The following is a 19,523-nucleotide window of genomic DNA, read 5'->3' as shown; positions in this document are numbered from 1 at the left end:
AAGGCAAATTTTTGCGACGCTCAAAATGAGCTCAGGATTGCAAAACCCGATCGACCGTCACGATATCGACAAGGCCGTTGCAGCCATAGATTGCGGGTAGCACGCTTTGGGGAGGATAGCTGCGGCGAAGATCGGCGACTTTGTCTGTCCCGGCGCGGTAGGCGGGAAGATACATCCGGCCCATAAGTGGATGACGGCCCCACGCCCCGGAGAGCTTGTCGGCCCTCTCTTCCGTGACCAGGAAGTCGCGTCGAAGGGCAGTCCTGATCTCGGATTGTTCGCGCTTTTCGCCCCACGTTAGGTACGAGGATTGATTCTTGGCGTCATCCTGCAGAAGAGCCAGCAGGACGCCGATTTGCATGTCGTCGTCGGGAAGATCGTCGATCTCACTAACGCCGTGGGCAATCAAAATAGCGTTGTTGGCGATGCCTTCGAACAGCGTGGCAGCGCGGGTATTCATGGTCAGAACGGTAGCTTCAAACCCCGCTTTGCCGCGCACGTAGAGGTTTTGAAGATAAGCGAATGTGGTGACATGGCCGGGAACGACTTCATGGCTAACGAGCTGTTCGAACTCGGGGTAGGACATCTGCAGCGAGGCATTGATCTCGTAGGTGGCTTCGTACTGCGGCGATCCGTCGTGGTTGCGCGCGCGTCCGAGGTAATTCATCGAGCCGGAAAACCAGGCGTCCTTGATGGGGAGAAATTCAATGTTGGCGCGTGGAACGGCAGCGAGTTCACGGGGAAGCAGAGGCTGCAGGTGGCGCGCACTGAGCTGATCGAAAAGAGCGATAACGGCTGCGCCTATACCTCGTACCGAAGCCATGGGAACAACGCGCTCCCGTCGCCACGCATCGACGGCGTCGAGCAGGCCATTGTTTTTGGATATCGAATACCCACTTCGACCAAGCAGTTCCGCCACGCTGTCGCGCTTGGATTCAGGTCGCGAAGGCTCAGGCGGGTTTCCGGTAGAGGCTTCAACAGCGCGTGCGTAGGGGACTGGGTCGCCTTTGCCAAAGACTTCGAGAGCGAGATCAAGCATCACTTGCAGAGACTCCGCGAGGCCCGTGAGATAGGCATGGCGCAGTGGGCTGGTAGTTTGTGCTTCGGTGCGAATGCCGGAGATGGCCGCAGCCAGGTTTAGGTCGCGCAGGTAGGCGTCGACTTGTTTGGGGTCGAGATCTTTCCCGGAGACGCCGCCGGCTTTGCGCAGATGATCTGCAGAGCGGTGACTATAGGTGCGGGGAAGTGGCTCGTCCGAAAACCACGAATCAGCGATGAAGCGGCCGGTACCGGAGGCGCACATTACGTCGCCGCCCCACAACGTGTCTACGCCAAGCACTGCTTCGGCTACATAGTGATCGAGCTGATTCATTAAACCTTCTCCTTCTTAAGCGAGCCATACCAGACGTAGCCACAAAGCACTGCAAAGACGAGCGCGGAGATGGATTGCGAAACTGCATTGTTGCCGTAGAACGGTATCTTGATGAGGTCTTCACGGAACCAGGGGAACAGCCGCAGTGCCGCGCCGATCACTCCGCCAAGCGCGCCGCCCGCCATCAGTCCAGAGGCGATGATAACGCCGCGTTCCCGAATCCGCTTGCCCGGTTCGCCGCCGGCTTTTTCAGAGCGCTTGTTGAGGAAGTGAGAGAGAAAGCCACCGACCAGCGCAGGCGTGTTGAGTTCCAGGGGCAGATACATCCCCAGCGCAAAAATAAGCGATGGCTGTCCCAGCATTTCAAGGATCACCGTGACCATCGCCCCAACTCCAAAGAGTACATAGGCGATGGGCTGATGGCTCATGAAACCCTGCACCAGCGCTTTCATGATGGATGCTTGCGGCGATGCGAGAACGGGGCGCATATCGCCCGGAAGCGACTCGCCAAACTGAAAGGCATGTGCGAGCATGCCGATGGTGAGTCCGACAGCAATGGCGCTGACGATGACGCCGAGGAATTTTACCTTCTCCTGCGCTGCTGGTGTGGACCCCAGCCAGTACCCGGCTTTGAGATCTGTAATGAATTGGCCGGAGATCGAGAGTGCGGTGCAAACCATGCCCGCGATCGCCATGACAAAGAACATGCCTGCTGTCCCCGAAACTCCGAAACGCAGCAACACCGCCGACGAAATGATAATGGTGAGCATCGTCATGCCCGATACCGGGTTGCGCGCGATGGTGGCGATGGCATTAGCGGCGACGGAGGCGAAAAAGAACGAGAACAACAGCGTCATCGCTAGACCGACCGCTACGACGGTCCATGAAACAGGCAGCCGGCCGAAAAATGCGGCGACCGCGATGGCGGAAATGATGATGCCGAGAAGGATGCCTGTCATTGGAACGTCTCGGTCGGTGCGCGGTGGGTGGGCAACTTCTCCGTGGCGAAAGACACGCAATGCAATTCCGAAAGATCCGGCGACCACGCGCAATGACTTGACGATGCCGATGATGCCTGCGGTGGCAATGGCTCCAACGCCGATGAAGCGGACGTAGTTCCGATAGACATCCACGGCGGTCATCTGCGAGATGGGAAGCGTTCCGGGATAAACAGCCACAACAATATGGCTGCCGATAAACCAGATCAGGGGCACCAGCACCAGGTTCGAAAGAACCCCGCCCGCGCAGAGAATCATGGAACTGCGCAGTCCCATGACGTATCCGAGGCCCAGAATGAATGCGATGGCGTCAAACTTCAGAACCATGCGTGCACGGTCCGCGAGCGTGTGCATGATAGGCACAAACTGAAAGTCGACGTATTCCTTCCAGATTTGAAACGTCGTCACAAAGAGGTCATAAACCCCGGCGATGGCCGTGGCTTGCAGCAGCAGTCGTGCCTGCGAGCCGCCCTTCTCGCCGGTTACCAGAACCTCGGTGATGGCGGTGGCTTCAGGGTAGGGGAGCAGCCCGTGCATGTCGCGCACGAAATACCGTCGCAGTGGAATGAGGAACAGGACGCCGAGACATCCGCCAGCAAGGCAGATGAAAATGGTCTGGACCGGATGCGGATCGAGATTGAGAATGTACAGCGCGGGCAGCGTGAATATAGCGCCCGCCACTACGCCCCCGGCCGCTCCGGCGATCCCGGTGATGATGACGTTTTCCAGCAATGTTGATCGGCGCTTATACGTACGCGCCAGGCCGATCGCCAGAATGGAGGTAGGAATCGCCGCTTCCATTACCTGCCCTACTTTCAAGCCGGAGTAGGCAGAGGCCACCGTGAAAATGACGCAGAAAATGACCCCCCAGAACAGCGAACGCGCCGTGAGTTCAGGCTGCGTTACATGTGCGGGAACGATGGGTTGGTATTCTTCGCCGGGCTTTAAAGGGCGATAGGCGCTTTCAGGCAGGGACTTCGTGTCTAACTCTGTCGCGATCATCGCAGAGATAATAGCCCTGCGGGGTCAAGTTCTGGCTGTGACGGATGACCACATCGGCCACAGCCTACGCTCGAAAGCGGTTGGAATCGGACTTACCAGCTTTTCTTGATCAGGGTGTCGAAGGCGAAGCCTCCGTTGGGGTCGCGCGTTGCGCTCACCGCTACCCGGGGCGTCACCTGGTATTGGCCCTGGATGGTCTGCCCCTGTGTAGTTTGAACGTTGCTGGAAAACGTAACGAACAGGTTTCCTGTAACGCGCTGCTGGACTGTAATGTTCGCGCCTGCCGGGCCCTGGGCATTGCTGCCTGCCAGCACCGGGTTGATGGAGAGTTGCGAGATGCCGGCGACCTTCGACAGGCGACTCGTCACCTGGCTTGAGACCTGGTTCGCTACAAGCGTCTCGGCAGCCTGGTTAGCGGGAGTCGAATTCGCGGCACTTGCTTCTGTGGTTTGCCCGAAGGCAAGTAGATGAATGATGTCGGCTGACGGTAGCGCGGGGTCGGAGCTGTACTGCGTGCGCAACTGATCGACAGGCCCCTCGAAGCGGAGATTGATGTTGTATTGCTGAATCGATGTGGTCAGGGTGAGGTTCACGACCGGCTGGGTTTCCGACGGATTGACAAACTGAATCGTGCCGCCCGTGAGCACAAAACGATTCCCATTCAGAATGATGTCGCCGCCAGTAAGGTTGGCGCGGCCCAGGATTACGGGCTCCGCCATGGTGCCACGCACCTGCAGATTGGCCGACCCGCCAACACTCAGTGTGCGGCTTACGAGATTTACGTTGTTCGATGAACGCAAGGCGAGGTTGAGCGCGACATTCTGTGTGAATCCCTGCGAAGGCGGTGCTTCCACGCCTCCCGTGAACTGGTCGATAAAGCTGTTGAGGTCGAATCCGCTGGTGAAAGAAAGATCCGAGAGATTCACACTGCCGCCGAGGAGCGCGTTAGTAGTCGTCCCGGTAAAACGCAGATTGGCATTGATGGATTCACGCATGCCTTGCGGATAAAGCATACGCACATCCTGCGCCGACGCGCCCAAATCGAACTGGATCGACGGACGCAGTGCGACGCCGCCCTGTGCCGTCAGCGTGCCGCCGCCAACATTTCCCTTGAACTGGGTGATGTTAATGCGATCCTTGTTGAGCGCCAAGGTTCCGTTGCAGTGCTGCAGGCCAACCGGTAAATCGGGAGTGGCCATTGCAGCGTCCACAATTTCGATGGTGCCGCCGAAGTCAGGCCCACGCGCTGCTCCGTACGAGTTGATGTTGAATTTGATTTGCCCTGAAGTGCGTAGGTCGGGATTGAACAACTGGGCTAAGTGCAAGTCGACATTTCCCAGCAGCAGCACCGACATCGGCGCGTCGCCAATCGTCGGAATGGTGCCCTGAAATTGCAGGTCGGTGTCGGTGCCGCGTATGGATGAGCGCTGCACGTTGATAACGCCGTCCTTATAGTCGACATGAATTGGCGCTGTCTCCGCCAACTGCACGGTGCTGCCATAAGCCAGTTTCAGCACCGGGATAGTCACATGGCCCTCAAGCATTCGTTTGTTCTTGAGCGGACCGTGCAGTGTCGCGTGCACTTCAGTCTGGCCGGTAATGTTCGCTGCCTGTTCTGGTGCGTACACTGCGAGTAAAGGTCCAAGCGGAATTCCCTGCGTATCGAGCGTGGCATCGGCAGGGTAGTCGCCGGTGAGCAAAACCTTCGCATTGGCCTTGATGGAAGTGTTCACCGCGGAAGACGTGAGTTGTGCCGTTGCCTGATGGTTGGCGAGGCTGGCCTGCAAGTGGATATCGGAGATGGTCTGCTGTTCCACAACCAGGCTGGGAATCTGGATAGTCGCATCAACCTGCGGATTATCGAAGCTGCCCTGTCCCTTCGCATTGATGCTGACCACGCCGGTAGGGCTTGCACTGTTATCTTTCAGCGTCTGTAACTTGTCGAGATGGATGCCAGATGAAGTTAGGTCAGCGGTATAAGTCCGGTTATTGAGGCTCGCAGTCAACTTAGCTTCGAGGGTCCCTGCTGGCGCGGCGATGGATAAGTTCGCATGTGCCTGATCTCCGCTGCCGTTAAACGTTACTTTCGCTGAGGAAATAGGTTCCCCATAGGCCGCGGCCTTGGTCAGAGTTACCGTGCCATTACCTTGTGGATTCAATACGCTTCCGTGCATTTTTATATCCGCTGCAAGCGTGCCGGTGGCGGGAATCTGCTGGCCTGCGAGTTTAGCGAGTTCGCTGATGTCCATCTGCGATGCATTGAGCTGCAGGTCGACGGGGCTGGACTTTGAGAAGGCCCACTGGCGCAGTTGAGCGCTGGCGTTCATCGTTACGCGGCCTTGTGTCGCGGGGTCGAGTTCCGCATGCTGCAGGCTCACTTGCGAAGGGCTGGCATCCACGTTGGTGCGCACCAACTTCCACGCGGATCCCTGCACCTGCAAATTCTGCGCGGTCAGCAGTCCGGTGAGGTGCGGCGCGGATGTTGAGCCGCGCACGACGCCATTGAAAGAGGCAGTCCCGGCGAGTCCAAAACTCTGCAATGGCTGGCTTGGCGCTGGAACGCGGAAGAGGTCAGCGATATCCTCAATCTCGCGAAGATCATTGGCTTGAAGTTGAACGGCGAGGCTGGAGTTCTTGCTGACCTTCCCATTCAGATTCAGGTTAGACTGTGGCGTCCTGAAGTAGCTATGATCGACTGCCAGCTCCTGGTTCTTGCCGGTGTACGTTGCGTGCAGAACTCCGTTGACGGGAACAGGTCCGTTGACCGGGACGTCGTTGTTGGCAACGGTCTGCGATGAACCTGCCGCAGCAATTCGCTTCGGGATTTGTGCCCTGTCCACACCTGCTTTTATGGTTGCGTCGGTATGCGCAACCAGGTCGTCAAAGGTTTTGCCCCACGTGGCTGTCGCCGTCGCATTGAGAGTGCCGGCAATTGCCACCGTACCGGTAGAAGCTGTTGCTCCCATCATGCGCTTCGCCTGTGCGAGGGAGATACCGCGTAAGCTGGCGTCGAGCTTCGTGCGTGAATCCGCGCCAATGTTTTTCATCGTGCCCTGTGCTGTGACTTCGCCGCCAAGAAGGCTGGCACGGAAATCACGCAGCGTCGCATCCCCGTTCGCCAAGGAATAGTGCCCGGCAATATTGGATGCCTCCGCACGAATGCTTGACGTATTTGCGATTAGCTCATGGCTGTTGAGATCACCATTAACGGTGAGGCTTTGCACAAACGTGCGCCCCGCTGCGGCCTGGTACTGTGCGGTCCCAGAGACAGCAACCAGCCCGGAAGGAATGGATGGATCGTGCAGGATGCTCGCTAGTTGCGCGCCATCAACAGTGGCGTTGTATTCGGTCTGAACAATCGGCGAGTTGTAGTTGTTGACCGTGGCGTTCAAAACCACCTGCGAGTTGCCGCTCTGGATCTTTGCAGGTGACAGATGCAGGGTCGCAGGCGTGGCATCAAATTGCACGCTGAGCGCATGGGGCGGAGCCTGCGTGCCGGAATAATTCAGACGCCCATCGGAGTAAACCAGTGTTCCCGAATATTTTCTCAGCAGACTGTTAAAGCTCGCATTGAACTGAACGTCGCGTAGATCAAGTGCGATGGCACTGGGCTGGTTGTTGTAGAAGACGGCTCCATTGGTAAGCACCGCATGCCGAATTCCAAGATCGAAGACAGACGTATTACTGTTGTTGCTGCTCTTGATCGTAGGAATGTTGGAGATGCCATTCTTGTCGACAAAGATCTGCGCAACAGGATTGTCGATGCGAATACTGTCGAAGTACCACTCGCGTCCGAGGACCGAGACGACGCGAACTCCCGCTTCCGCATGCTGGATCTGTAGGAGAGGCGGATTCGAGTGCGGGGCGGCACCATCAATAGTCAGACCATAAAGATCGACGCTGAGCGTGGCGAGATGCAGGTCAAGGTTCTGGAGCCGGACGGGAACTCCGAGGCTCTCAGCCGCTTTTTTCTGGATAACATCGATGAGATAAGCGTGTCCCCTAGAACTGTTCAGCACAAAAAAGAAGACCAGGGCACCCAGCAGAATCGGGAAGACAATGACGGTCGCAAAAAACTTCGCCACGATGAGCAGGGGACGGCGGAAGGACCGGCGCGGTTGCGGTTCGCGCGTATCGGATTCGCCGGAAGTTCTATAAATATTTGCCACGAGGACAACTCCTTAGAATGCCTGGCCAATACTGATAAAGGGTTGGAATGCGCCGGTGCCTGGAACGGGCTTGAAGTTGTACCCGAGATCGAAGCGAATCGGGCCGACAGGTGTTGAATAACGCAGACCAATTCCTATGTTATTTGCATAAAGCGAAGTGAAATCGTGAAAGCCAATGCGAGGAAAGACGTTGCCGCCGTCATAAAAGGGTACAACGCTCAGCCCCTTCTTGAGAGGTACAGGGATGCGCGCTTCCGCATTAATTATGAGTAATTCGTTTCCGCCGCTGGGCACGTTGATTTGTGCGCAATCCGGACCAGGGCACGCGCAGGGGCCTGCGTTCGTGCATATTGATACCGCGCGCTGCGGCCCAGCTCCATCCAGTGGGAAACCTCGCAGCGAGTCGCCGCCGCCGGTGAAGAACGCTTCGCTCAAGGGCACACGGCTGTTCGCGAACGGCTGGGCCAGGCCAATGCGCAAACTAGTGGCCCATACGATGTGATGAAACTTTTCCTTGTAGTAGGCAGCTTGTGTTGTCAGCTTGGCAAAGTCGACGCTCGAGCCCAGCTTGCTGGAATTGATATCTAACTCAAGCGAGTTAAGCACGCCCTTGTGTTCATCCAGCACGTTATCGCGCGTGTCGCGGGTCAGGTTCGCACCAAAGCCAGAAAGACGCACATGCCGATCCTCTTCGAGAACCAATTCGGGGATTTCTACGCGAGTCAGGTCGGTCTTGTTGAAGGTGTAGCGGACGAAGAACAAATCCTTTTTGGCGCTGTCGATAAACCGCTGGATCTGGTAACTGCCAATCTCCTGCTGTGACGAGAAAATTGGGTTCTCTTCATTGCGCTCAGCGGTGAAGGACGATGTGGCCTTCCAGTGCGACCATCGCAGATTCGGATTGATGTAGTAAATCCCAGCGCGCTGATCGAGGCGCCCGGCAAATCCCGTGAAGGAAAGTGACTCGCCTTTGCCGCGTAGATTATTGCGCGTGTATTGCACCGTCCCACGCGGTCCGTAAAACGTGACCTGACTCGTCTTAAATCCGGAAGGCAAGCCGACGGGCGGTAACCCCGGCAGAGCGACGGTTCCGCTGGGAATGCTGCCGCCTCGGTTGATCACTTCAAAACCGAATCCATACGTAAACTCATTGCGCTTGGCTTCGTGCACTTTCACCACGACATCCTCGCTGGTCTGCGTGGTGATCTGACTTTTGGGGTCGACTTCCGACCAGTCAAACACCCCGGTATGATCGTAAAGATTGCTGCCGGCTGTCAGCAGATTCGTTTCGGTCAGCGGCTGGTCAGGCTTGATGGATGAGATGTCCTGATTAATCAGTCGCTGTTGCGTATGCACACGACCCAACGTCAGGACCTCTCCCGTAAACACGCGCGGACCCTCGTAGATGTGGTACACGACGTTGATGTGGTGCGGATCATTTTTTGAGACCTGGGTGGCTGTCTCGCGAAAGCTCGAGGTCAGATAGCCGGCCTTGAGATAGTTGGCGACGATGGAAGCGCGATCGGCCTGAACATTCGCTTGCGAATACGGTTGACCTACCGCGACCTTCAGTCCATTTGGCGCGAATTGCGACTGCGGAAATGAGCTGGCACCCTCAATCGAGAGTGAACTCACGATGTCGCGCGGCCCCTCAGTGATGTGAAACGCAACCTGGATGTCCCCGCCATGATTCACAACGGACGAACTGACCTGCACGGTGCTGAATCCCTGCGACTGGTAGACCGCCTTGAGGTTGTTCACGCTGGTGCGGACAAGTTGATCGCTGAACTGGCCGTGCGAGAACAAATGCTTCTTCTCGACTGCAAGATGCGGTTCCAGGTCGACTGACTTCAGTTGCGATTGACCGGTAATGCGGACGTCGGTGACCTTGTGCTTCTTTTTCTTGGTGATGTGATACACAACTGACCGCCGCTCCTGGTCGCCGGTCATCTCTGAAGTTACCTTCACGTCGAAGTAGCCTTTGCCCTGGTAGTAGGAGACGAGCGCCTGCTGACCTTCCCGCACGGTTTCCTCGTCCACTCCCACGCCCTGGTACTCAGGCAGCAAAGCCTTCTTCGTCCATGGCCACAGGTGCGCTCCTGCAATCACCATGTTGGTCTTTGCGCCTGGATTCACGCTGAAATGCACATCGGCGCGATTGGTATCGGCATGATACTCGGCACCCTGGAGCTTGACCTGCGCCGCCAGAAAACCATCCTTCGCCAATCGCGATTGGATGTAGTTGCTGGCCTTGGTCAGCGTGGAGCGGTTATAACTTTTGCCATTGCGAATGGCTGCACCCCGCGCCCTCGCCAGCAGCGTGGTAAGGCGGTGCCGCAAGGCTGAAGTTTCCGCAGGCGGAAGTCCCGCGATATCGATGGCGCCAAACTTCGCTTTGCGACCCGGATCGGAATCAAACAAGACATCGACAATGCCATGCTGCGAGTCGATCTTCAGTTCGGTTTTCACCTGGGCCTGGAAGTAGCCCACTTCCTGAAAAAAGTGGATGAGCGACTGCCGATCCTGCTCCACTTCGGTCGCGTTGTATGGAGCCTGGCTGGTGTAGTTCCCCACCTGCACCAGACGCGAGTAGGGAAACCGCTCAGCGCCTGGAAAATGAAACATCCCGTAGTAAACGGCCGGCTCAATAACGAAAAGCACTCTCAGGCCATCCGCCTCAGGGTCCACCTGGACGCGGACGTTCTGGAATTTCCCCGCAGTTTTGAGCGCGGCTGCCGAGCGGTCTACGTTTTCCTTGGCGAAAGGCTGGCCGGTTTTTTGCGCAATTTGAGACGCGAATTGATCGATGTTCAGGTCAGGGCGCCCCGCGATATCAATCGATGTGACCGGTTGACCCTCATACGAAGCGAGTATCTGTTCCGTGGGAGGGGTCTTGGAGTCCTGAGGGACCTGGGCCCACAACTCTGTGCCCGCGCCCGCCAGCGGTAAAAAGCACACCCAAAGCCATAGCGCAATTTGCAGGGCTCGCGGACGTATCAAGTGGCAGATCCCAGTTGGAGACACCATTATCTCTTTGGATGCGATCGGATAAACGGTGTTTGCTCGGTTTTGGGACGGTTGTGTTGATGGCAACGCCCCTTCTACCCAGGGTGTTCATGGCTCAAACAGGAACTGCGCACGCAATCATCGAAGCAAGCCTCTACGGCATCTAATATCGATGTCGATTGCCTGTTGAGACGCGGCAAAGGGGCCACCTATCTTCACTGAAAAACCACCCGTGGATCACCGACTGAAGCGCCGGGAACGGCGAATCTGGGAGATCGTGGCACATTCGCCGCTCGAATCACTGTGGAACCTGCAGGGAGTTCCGGTTCGGGTGGTAGCCGTGAGGACGTGGAAGGCCCTGATGTGCGACCGGGTCTTCGGTCACGCTGCCGAGCTTGGTTTCTACTTTCTTTTCGCGCTTTTCCCCACGTTGCTCTGCGCCGGATCCATCCTCGGCCTGGCTGCCCGTTCGGCTTACCAGTTCTACGACAAGCTGCTCGACTATCTGGCCGTCGTCATTCCTACTGCCGCCTTGGGAACGGTCCTGAGTACATTCAACGAAACCACCGCCGCTGCAACCTCGGGAAAGGTGACTTTCGGGCTGATCGCAGCCATCTGGTCGGCGTCGGTGGGCATTTCAGCTATCCAGGACACCCTGAACGCGGTCTACAAGATCGAAGATTCGCGTTCCTATATCGTGGCGCGTATTCAGGCAATCGGGCTCACCATCCTGCTCATCATCGTGGTGACACTAGGATTAACCTCCATGCTGGGAGGCGATTATCTCGCGCGACTGGCGGAGCATCGCATTCCGGAGATTGCTCTGCGCACGACGGCGATCATTGGTTTCCACCTGGCTAGCTGGATTGTGGCTGGTGCTTTGCTCGCATTGACGTTTGCGGTTCTCTACTACTGGGCGCCGGACTGCAAGACGCGGCGCTGGCACTGGCTCACTCCGGGCGGCGCCGTCGGAATTGCCGGTTGGCTGCTAGCGTCGCTTGGGCTGCGAGCCTACCTCCACTTCTTCAACAACTACACGGTGACCTATGGATCTCTGGGAGCCGTCATCATCCTACTGACGTGGTTCTACATCACCGGACTGATGCTGCTACTGGGGGCTGAGATCAACGGGCAGATTGAGGCCGCCGCGGCTGAGAGGATTTTGCAGGAGCAAACGGCCAGTTCGGCATCATCCCGGATTTTGCCCTTCGAGCCTCCTCACAATCTTGACGTCTCGTCGAGGGGACCCTCCGAATCGTAAAATTGCAGGGAGGCAGATTGCACGGCGTTTCACCGTCAAGCGAAATGCTATACAATCCGAGTCTCTCCGGCGTGATCCGCGCTGGAGAAGGAAGAGCGGAGGCTGACCATGGAAGTGGAGTTCACCGCAAGGCAAGTAAGCATTCCCAAGTCTGTACGTTCTCAAGCCGAAGAAGGTTTGGAGCGGGTCGGCAGAATTTTGGGTAGAACCGCACGGGCCAGCATCACGTTTCGCGCGCAGCGACATCTCCAGATTGCAGAGTTGACCATCAAGGCGAGAGTGCAGACCATCGAGGCAGCCGGCAAGGCTGACACGCTTGAAGGGGCTTTGCGCATCGCCATCCAACACGCGGAAAATCAGGCCCTGAAGTATCGTGATCGCCAGTTTGAGCGTAAACGGATGCCCAAGCTGGACAAGGTCCTCACCGCTCCGCCAGTGGCTCATGCCAAGCGCGGCGCGCAGCCCGAGGGACTGGCGGAAAACGGCAAATTGACCCGCGCGAAGGTAAAAACATCAATCGCAGTACATTCCTTCCCGGTCAGCACGACCATTGTCGAGCCGCACATTATGACCAGCGGCGAAGCCATTGCCGTGAAGCCGATGACGATTGAGGAAGCAGTGAAAGACGCCGAATTCCGAGATCGTGATTTGCTCATCTTTCGCAACCGGGTCGGTGACTTGTTTGTGCTGCATCGCCGGCGCGATGGCCAGATGGAACTGGTTGAGGTTCCATAGTATTCAAGTTGTGACTTCCGGGTAATTGTTCACAAAAGCAGCATGTCCGGTGCGCGCGCTGGGGGGTGTAGGATGGGCGCATGGTTCCACCTCATCCGCCCGCGCGCCGCTCTCGATCAACTCAAAAGGTAAATGCATCCAGGCCTTCCAAGAAGGAGCTGGTCATTCTGACCGGGATTTCCGGGGCAGGAAAAGCTTCTGCGCTCAAGACATTCGAAGATCTTGGCTACCAGGCGGTCGATAATCTGCCGCTCGAGTTGATGCCGGAGTTTGCCGGCATGGTGGAAAAATCCAAAGACATTCAGCGCGCCGCCATTGTGGTGGACGTGCGCGAAGGCCAGGCGCTCGATCGACTGCCTGACATCATCAAGCGCGTCAAGCGAGTTTTGCCCACACGCGTCGTCTTTCTCGATGCCCAGGATTCCGTGCTGGTGCGGCGGTACTCTGAGACGCGCAGGCCTCATCCGCTGCGCCGCTCTGAAACGGTGTCGCGTTCCATCGTGGAAGAGCGCCAGATGCTCGACTCCATCCGCAATGTTGCCGATACGCTGATCGACACTTCGCGTTTTAATGTGCACGAACTCCGCTCCGAGATTCAGAAGCGCTTCGGACATGAAGATCAGAGTAAAAGCCTGCTGGTGTCGTGCCTGAGTTTTGGATTCAAAAACGGCGTTCCCCTCGATGCGGACATGGTCTTCGACGTGCGCTTTCTCCCGAATCCTCACTTCGTGCCGGAGTTTCGCGACAAGACGGGCCTCGATCCCAAGGTAGCAGCGTACGTGAGCGGCTTCCCGCAGACTGCGGAGTTTCTCGACAAGGTCACCAGCCTGATGCTCTACCTCATGCCCCACTACATCAAGGAGGGGAAGAGCTATTTGACCGTTGCGATCGGATGCACCGGCGGTCAGCACCGCAGCGTGATGATGGCCGAGGAACTCGCGAAACGGCTCTCAAAGGCCGGCTACGAAGCAAAGTCGGTCCACCGCGACATGCCTCGTTAATTCAACGCGTGGCGGTCTTGAGCTGGTCGAGCCAGCCCGTCAAAGCAGATTCAAACTGCTGTCGCTCATCCGAAGAATTGGTTAACCAGACGAGCACCTTGCGCGCAGGCGCCCTCTCGTAAGCTTCTGGCTTGTCACGCTCCAAATCCGCGTTTCGCTCGGGTGTCCAATAGAACCACAAAGAAGGAATCAGTAAATTGCCCGCCGCGGCGGTCGTCTGCCAGCGATCGTTTGCCAGCAGATGTGCCGGTACCAGATGTGCGCGTGGATCATTGAAAATAACCGTCGTGGGTGATTCAATCGGCTGCTCGAGGACTACACCGGCGAGGTCTGCATGGGCCCCGGCAACTTCCAGGGCAAGATTCGCGCCCAGATCTCTGCCGACAAGCACAATTGCATTAGCGGGAATGTGCCGCGTCCCCGTGAGATAACCGAGTGCCGCTTCTGCGTCTTCGCGCCATCGAGCTTCGCTGGGATGCGCGAAGTGGCTTTGCCCATATCCGCGATAGTCGAAGGCGAAGACGTTCAGCCCCGCATCGTGCAGCCGCGCAAGGGCATTGACCGAGTCACCGAGATTACCGTCAGCGCCATGGAGATAAACAGCGGTGTGCTTCGCCTGCGGAGCGGGAATCCACCAGCCTCGAAGTTGCGGTTCGCCCGCTGCATCGGTGGCGAAACCGACGGACTCAAACGGAAGATTCGCGCTGGCCGGTGTGCTGGTGATCGCCGAGGACGGGTGGTAAAGCAATTGCCAGCTACCCTGCCAGAAGAGAATGCAGAGCGTGGACCATGCGCAGATCAGCGCGCCCGCAAGGCACAATGCTCCGGTAGTGAGCAGCCATTTTGCAGAGACAGTTGGCGGGGAGGGACCTTGGCTGCCCGATGGACGCTTCGCTGAAGTGCGCGAAGACACCGGCGCTCGACCTTGTTTGGGAGTCTTTGCGTTGCTCATCTTTGCTTGCCTGCGAGTGGAGGCACAGGATTATGCTAATTGGGCGCCCCGTGTTCAAGGCCAAGCGCGTGTCAGGAAATGGGAGAACGGCAATGTCAGACTTTGTGCGGATTTGTTCTCAGGGAGAGTTACCTGCGGCAGGCACGGTGCGGGAAGTCACAGTCGCGGGCCGGGCGCTCTGCGTGGCCAACGTCGACGGAAAGATTAGCGTGCTCGATGGAACCTGTCCGCACGAAGGTGGTCCGCTAGGCGAGGGATCGATCGAAGGCGGCAAGGTGGTTTGCCCCTGGCATGCATATGCCTTCGATGTGCACACCGGCGCGAACGACGAAGATCCGGATGTGAATGCTGTGGTGATCGAGGCCACGGTCGAAGACGGCGAACTACGCGGAAAACTGTAGTTGTCTTTGCCGTCAGCTTGTGAAAATGCGGCCGTCCTGGAGATCGTTGCGCAGTTCCGGCCGCATTCGCCAAAGAGATTCAAAAGAAAGATGCGCATCATCTGTTGATGCCGACGCGTGCAGCCGGTTTACGACTTCTTCGCCGGGACTTTCTTTCCCTGCTTGCGCGCTTCCGACAGCCCAATCGCAATGGCCTGTTTCGGATTCGTAACCTTCTTGCCGCTGCGTCCCGATTTCAGCTTTCCCTTCTTCATCTCACGCATTTCGGTTTCAACGTTCTTCCCAGCAGATGGTGAATATTTACGGCTGGATGATTTCTTCGCGACTGATTTTCTAGAACTGGATTTCTTTGTCGCGGAACTGCGCGTGCTCTTTTTTGCGCTACTGCTGCGTGCGGTGGATTTCTTTTTGGTTGCCTTCCTGGTTGCCATAACTATCCTCCTCCGGGGTCAGATGGCACCTCCGTTGAGGCAAGTTGTCTGTGCACGTGAGCTGAGCAGACCCGCGCAATTGATGAGCTAGACAATGCGTCGCACACCGGGAATGCGCACAAGTGGATCGGCAACGATCCACGCTGTAATGCACGATAGCGTACCAGTGACAGCGAACTTGAGCAGTGCGGGTGCAATCCACGGATGCAGCAGAAGGCTGATGCCAACCAGAATTACAGGATGAATTATGTAAACCGCGTATGCGCGGCGATTAAGCCACGACCAGAACTGCGATGGCTTGTTCATGAATGCGCGCGCGACCAGTAACCATGCGGCGATCAAGCCCCATGCAACGAAGGGTTCCCAAAGTGCGTAAAGGACTGCGGGCCATGTGAAGCCGCCGCCAAAGTTGGATTTGCCTGGTCCATAAATTGAGTCCGCAACGGCGAGGCCGATGGGGAGGCACGGCCACGCCAGCACTAATGCAATGATCCACGGGCGCACATTATTCCAAGCAAGCTGTCGCAGCCAATCATTGCGCCATGCTGCAATCCCGAGTGCAAAGAGGAAGGTGTAACTGGAAAAGTAGCCGAGCTGCAGACCAATGACGTTTACACCTGAAGGCACAAATTGACGGATGGCGAGCGCGCCTGCGCCAACGCCCACAGCGCAAAGAAGCCACCAGCGAAATGCAGGAAGCGGCGATGGAGTGCGTGCAGAAGCGCCGAGAGGTGAACCCAAAACCACGCGCCAGAGGCAATACCCAAGGGTGAAGATCAGGAGCGCCTGGGCAAACCACAGAGGGCCGTTTCCGAATACTTTGTTGTTCCAAAGCCAGACGAAAGTGGACCAGAAGCCATGACCTTTGGCTGCATTGACCATCGCGTCGGTCACAGGGCCGAGAAAAAGACCGAAGGCCACGAGCGGCACGCCAAGTCGTAGAAAACGGTCGCCGAGAAAGCGAGCATACCCTTTGCGCTCGAGGGATGCAGGAGTGAAATAACCCGCGAGCAAAAAGAAGAAGCCCATGAAGTAAGCCTGTTGGGTGGCGCAGAAGAGGGTGAGGAGAAGGCTGGAGGCCGATCCAGATGGATGAAGTTCGTTGTAAAACCACCCGCCGATGGCACCGTATGTAATCGCAGTGTGATGAAAGATAACTAGTGCGGTCAACACGCTGCGCAAGCGATCGATATAGAGGTCGCGCTGCGGGGCTACGCGAGTGACGGCGATTGCCGGCTCGGCGTCGTGGACGAGTAAAGCATCCGTGCTTCCAGGCATGGTCATGAGTACGAACCTCGCCTCGATTTTGTTCACGGGAGTCGATGTCTGGCATCCCGGATCTCAGGAACGAGACCCGGGCACCGAGCATTGTGAGTAGGAGAGTGAAGCTCCCGTGATTAGTACTTCACGATTGCTGTGAACGAGTCAGGCTTGAGGCTGGCGCCGCCAACCAGTGCGCCGTCAATCTCTTCCTGACCGCAGAGAGCCGTTGCATTGTCGGGCTTCACGCTGCCGCCGTAGAGGATCCGCATCTTCGCAGCCACATCGGCGCCCAACAGCTTGGTAACTTCAGCGCGAATGATCTTATGCGCTTCGACAGCCATCTCCGGCGTTGCGGTCTTGCCGGTACCGATTGCCCACACCGGCTCGTATGCGATCACGATTGGAGCAGCAGCTTCGGCGGTGATGTTTGCGAACGCGCCTGTGACTTGCGTCTTGAGCACGGATTCAGTTTTGCCGGCTTCGCGCTCCGCCAGGACTTCTCCTACGCAGACGATGGGTACGATGCCGTGCTTGAGCGCCGTATGCAGCTTCTTGTTCACGATCTCGTCGGTCTCCGCAAAATACTGCCTCCGTTCGGAGTGTCCGATCAGCGTATGCGTTCCACCCACCGCGATCAACTGGCCGACGGAAGTCTCGCCAGTGTAAGCGCCTTCTTCGGCAAAGTGGATATTCTGGCAGCCGACCGCAACGTTGGAGTCCTTGGCGGCTGCAATCACCGTGGGCAGCAGAACCGGCGACGGGAAAAGGGCGATTTCATCGCGCGTGTGTCCAGCGACGAGCGGCAAAAATGCATCGACAAACGCCTTGGCTTCAGCCGGCGTCTTGTACATCTTCCAATTGGCAGCAATCAGTTTCTTACGGGCCATTATGCAGGTTTCCTCAACTCAATTTTAGGGTATGGATTCGTCTCGCCGGGTGACGGCACGCACATTGCGATAAGGACACAAAAGTCGCCGCAGAATTTAGCCGTTATCGTGACGGCTCCGACTGCCGAATCGCGGACAAATCCCCAGGCATATCTCCGTTCAGGAAAGCTTCGCGATGGTCCGGGTCGCCGAGATCCATCTTGAAGTGGTGCCAGGTGCCGTCCTGCAGCACGCCCATATTCCATGGGCCTGAAACCGAATCAGAGAATTGCCAGACGATATGAAAGCCCTCTTCGTTGGTGAATCCTTCGTTGTCGGCCTGCAGGATCGCATCTCCCCGCTCCCACAGGTGCGAACGCAGCGCATGAAGCGCGTTCCCGCCGTCTTCGGTTTCTGACCCCTGCAGATGCTGGAAGGCGTACACGGTCTTCACCTCCGACAGAAACTCATGCAGCCACGCAACTCCGGTCTCGGGCTTGCATTCCGCGGTCTCTTCAATGAACTCGGCGACCTCGTCCTGTCCTACCGAACCATCCGACACAGGATTGCGTTCGAGCACGGCAACTTCGACCTCGTCGTTGCTGGACAGCAGCAGAGATTCCCACTCTTCTTCCGTGCCTTCTTCAACCGTCAGCTTGTAGTCAGGATGGCCGCTCCGAATGAACTCCGCGAGTTCGTCGAAGGCAGGGAACTCCGCATCTTTGGAAAGGACTCGCGTGTAATAAGGCACTTTTCCCCCACAGAGAGCGATAAGCTGCGCTGCATTTGAGTTTAATTGTCGCATTCGATGGGATATTCTGCGTGCTGTAGATGATTGTTGGCATAGGATGATCCGCTAGCTGTGGACGGGATGATCATCGCTCCAATTTGGAAGGTGGCAAGAATGACGGAAATTCGCACCTATCCCATAACAGACAGCTTCATTGGATGCGACAATCCGATCAAGCTTGAGACCACAACGAGGACTCGTCGGCTCTTCTTGCCCTCTTTTTCAAAGGATTCCCAGGGAAACGTGCACCTACGCGGCAAATTTGTCTACCAAAAGAAGGGGTCTGTGGGCTGGGAAGATGGAGATGGCCTTTCGCTTCGAGGAGTGCAGGCTGGGCAAGCGATCAGCTTCGAGTTAGATACCGACGCGATGAATAAATTTCTTAACGGCATTGGTATCTTGCTTAAGATGGCCGACCTTCCCTCACTCAAAGAACGTTCTGAGAAGGTCAGCGTTGCACCGCAAAAAAGTGTGATTGAAATCAACGATGAAGATCTGAAGCCCACTATCGAGAGCTTGATCAATAAGGGCTACGGTGGTGATTTTTGGGCTCAGTTGGCTGCTCTGAAACCGGAGGAGGCGGAAAGATTCGCCGACGGCCAGATTCTGCGGCGGCGCACCGCTTCTGTCAGAGAATTCGAAGAAGCAATGCGCACGATGAATTGGGATGAATCTAGGTGGGGAGAATTCTTTGATGACAATAGATGGATTTTTGGGCTCGGACTCCGTTACCAGTTCTTAAATCAGATTCAGGGACAACCGCTATATGGTGGAAAAGATCTCACTGGTCGGGGTGGCCAAAAAGGCGACTACCTCCATCACACTGTGGGCCATGAAAAATTCGTCGTACTCGTTGAAATCAAGCGGCCTAACTCTCCAATATTTCAAGCGAATCTAAGAGGACAAAAGTATCGAAACGGCGTTCCCGGATTCGATGTCGAGTTCGCGAATGCGCTGTCTCAAGTCCAAGTGAACGCTCGCACCTGGGAAATCGAAGGAAGTCAGACGGAAGGGAATAGGGAGCGGCTTGAGCCCGAGCATATTCACACAGTCCATCCACGCTCGCTACTCATCTTTGGATGCACCAGCGAACTCGATTCGTTGGTGAAGCGGAATTGCTTTGAGATCTTCAGGGGGCAGCTTAAGAACACCGAGATAGTGACTTACGACGAGTTGCTAAGCAGGGCAAAATTCATCATCGGAGAGATGTCAAGCGCATCCGATCCGGACGAATAGAGCGACCGGATGCACGCCTTCGAGCCGCTTCACACGATGG

At 56.8% G+C, this 19,523-nt stretch carries 14 protein-coding genes; 5 read left to right on the top strand and 9 right to left on the bottom strand.

All coding sequences use genetic code 11. The annotated features are described in order from the left end of the window. Positions 1-31 precede the first annotated feature (31 nt). From P8935_RS19345 to P8935_RS19330, 4 genes are all read right to left on the bottom strand, one after another. Positions 32-1,372, bottom strand: coding sequence for a hypothetical protein (locus P8935_RS19345; protein ID WP_348261947.1), 1,341 nt, complete (start codon positions 1,370-1,372; stop codon positions 32-34). Beyond that, entirely contained in the window at positions 1,372-3,372 is a 2,001-nt protein-coding gene (locus P8935_RS19340) for an oligopeptide transporter, OPT family (protein WP_348261946.1), read from the bottom strand. The genes P8935_RS19345 and P8935_RS19340 overlap by 1 nt, the downstream gene beginning before the upstream one ends. 92 nt (positions 3,373-3,464) lie before the next feature. Then, entirely contained in the window at positions 3,465-7,541 is a 4,077-nt protein-coding gene (locus P8935_RS19335) for a translocation/assembly module TamB domain-containing protein (protein WP_348261945.1), read from the bottom strand. 12 nt (positions 7,542-7,553) lie between these two features. Beyond that, positions 7,554-10,541, bottom strand: a complete 2,988-nt coding sequence (locus P8935_RS19330) for a POTRA domain-containing protein (RefSeq protein WP_348261944.1) — start codon at positions 10,539-10,541, stop codon at positions 7,554-7,556. 238 nt (positions 10,542-10,779) lie between these two features. On the opposite strand from P8935_RS19330, the gene P8935_RS19325 reads away from it, so the two are divergent. The 3 genes from P8935_RS19325 (at position 10,780) to rapZ (ending at position 13,544) form a co-directional block, all read left to right on the top strand. After that, positions 10,780-11,808 carry a YihY/virulence factor BrkB family protein gene (locus tag P8935_RS19325; protein WP_348261943.1) on the top strand — a complete coding sequence of 343 codons (1,029 nt, stop codon included), beginning with the start codon at positions 10,780-10,782 and terminating at the stop codon, positions 11,806-11,808. 108 nt (positions 11,809-11,916) lie between these two features. Beyond that, entirely contained in the window at positions 11,917-12,543 is a 627-nt protein-coding gene (locus P8935_RS19320) for an HPF/RaiA family ribosome-associated protein (protein WP_348261942.1), read from the top strand. A gap of 80 nt (positions 12,544-12,623) precedes the next feature. Then, on the top strand, positions 12,624-13,544 hold the full coding sequence (rapZ, locus tag P8935_RS19315; protein WP_348261941.1) for an RNase adapter RapZ: 921 nt from the start codon (positions 12,624-12,626) through the stop codon (positions 13,542-13,544). Between the two features lies 1 nt (position 13,545). Here the strand turns inward: rapZ and P8935_RS19310 are convergent, their stop codons facing one another. Then, entirely contained in the window at positions 13,546-14,496 is a 951-nt protein-coding gene (locus P8935_RS19310) for an alpha/beta hydrolase (RefSeq protein WP_348261940.1), read from the bottom strand. A 92-nt stretch (positions 14,497-14,588) separates the two neighbouring features. On the opposite strand from P8935_RS19310, the gene P8935_RS19305 reads away from it, so the two are divergent. Next, positions 14,589-14,897: a Rieske (2Fe-2S) protein gene (locus P8935_RS19305; RefSeq protein WP_348261939.1), complete on the top strand. Its 309-nt coding sequence runs from the start codon at positions 14,589-14,591 to the stop codon at positions 14,895-14,897. Between the two features lie 128 nt (positions 14,898-15,025). On the opposite strand, the gene P8935_RS19300 is transcribed toward P8935_RS19305, so the two are convergent. The 4 genes from P8935_RS19300 to P8935_RS19285 all read right to left on the bottom strand — a co-directional run bounded on the left by P8935_RS19300 (position 15,026) and on the right by P8935_RS19285 (position 18,262). Beyond that, entirely contained in the window at positions 15,026-15,328 is a 303-nt protein-coding gene (locus tag P8935_RS19300; RefSeq protein ID WP_348261938.1) for a DUF6496 domain-containing protein, read from the bottom strand. Positions 15,329-15,415: 87 nt separating this feature from the next. Beyond that, complete coding sequence (locus P8935_RS19295; protein ID WP_348261937.1) at positions 15,416-16,612, bottom strand: acyltransferase family protein; 1,197 nt, start codon at positions 16,610-16,612, stop codon at positions 15,416-15,418. Between the two features lie 113 nt (positions 16,613-16,725). After that, a complete protein-coding gene (gene tpiA, locus P8935_RS19290; RefSeq protein ID WP_348261936.1) occupies positions 16,726-17,478 on the bottom strand; it encodes a triose-phosphate isomerase in 753 nt (250 codons plus the stop codon). Positions 17,479-17,581: 103 nt separating this feature from the next. Beyond that, complete coding sequence (locus tag P8935_RS19285; protein ID WP_348261935.1) at positions 17,582-18,262, bottom strand: hypothetical protein; 681 nt, start codon at positions 18,260-18,262, stop codon at positions 17,582-17,584. 99 nt (positions 18,263-18,361) lie between these two features. On the opposite strand from P8935_RS19285, the gene P8935_RS19280 reads away from it, so the two are divergent. After that, positions 18,362-19,483, top strand: a complete 1,122-nt coding sequence (locus tag P8935_RS19280) for a Shedu immune nuclease family protein (protein ID WP_348261934.1) — start codon at positions 18,362-18,364, stop codon at positions 19,481-19,483. The last annotated feature ends 40 nt before the right edge of the window (positions 19,484-19,523 follow it).

It is taken from the genome of Telmatobacter sp. DSM 110680, assembly GCF_039994875.1.
Taxonomy (GTDB): domain Bacteria; phylum Acidobacteriota; class Terriglobia; order Terriglobales; family Acidobacteriaceae; genus Telmatobacter.
This window is presented reverse-complemented; position numbering and strand designations above follow the sequence as displayed.

Coding starts and splice junctions, on each gene's coding strand:
- P8935_RS19285 (WP_348261935.1), bottom strand. CDS start 18,262: ATGCGACAATTAAACTCAAATGCAGCGCAGCTTATCGCTCTCTGTGGG.
- P8935_RS19295 (WP_348261937.1), bottom strand. CDS start 16,612: ATGACCATGCCTGGAAGCACGGATGCTTTACTCGTCCACGACGCCGAG.
- P8935_RS19305 (WP_348261939.1), top strand. CDS start 14,589: ATGTCAGACTTTGTGCGGATTTGTTCTCAGGGAGAGTTACCTGCGGCA.
- tpiA (WP_348261936.1), bottom strand. CDS start 17,478: ATGGCCCGTAAGAAACTGATTGCTGCCAATTGGAAGATGTACAAGACG.
- P8935_RS19345 (WP_348261947.1), bottom strand. CDS start 1,372: ATGAATCAGCTCGATCACTATGTAGCCGAAGCAGTGCTTGGCGTAGAC.
- P8935_RS19340 (WP_348261946.1), bottom strand. CDS start 3,372: ATGATCGCGACAGAGTTAGACACGAAGTCCCTGCCTGAAAGCGCCTAT.
- rapZ (WP_348261941.1), top strand. CDS start 12,624: ATGGTTCCACCTCATCCGCCCGCGCGCCGCTCTCGATCAACTCAAAAG.
- P8935_RS19320 (WP_348261942.1), top strand. CDS start 11,917: ATGGAAGTGGAGTTCACCGCAAGGCAAGTAAGCATTCCCAAGTCTGTA.
- P8935_RS19280 (WP_348261934.1), top strand. CDS start 18,362: ATGACGGAAATTCGCACCTATCCCATAACAGACAGCTTCATTGGATGC.
- P8935_RS19310 (WP_348261940.1), bottom strand. CDS start 14,496: ATGAGCAACGCAAAGACTCCCAAACAAGGTCGAGCGCCGGTGTCTTCG.
- P8935_RS19300 (WP_348261938.1), bottom strand. CDS start 15,328: ATGGCAACCAGGAAGGCAACCAAAAAGAAATCCACCGCACGCAGCAGT.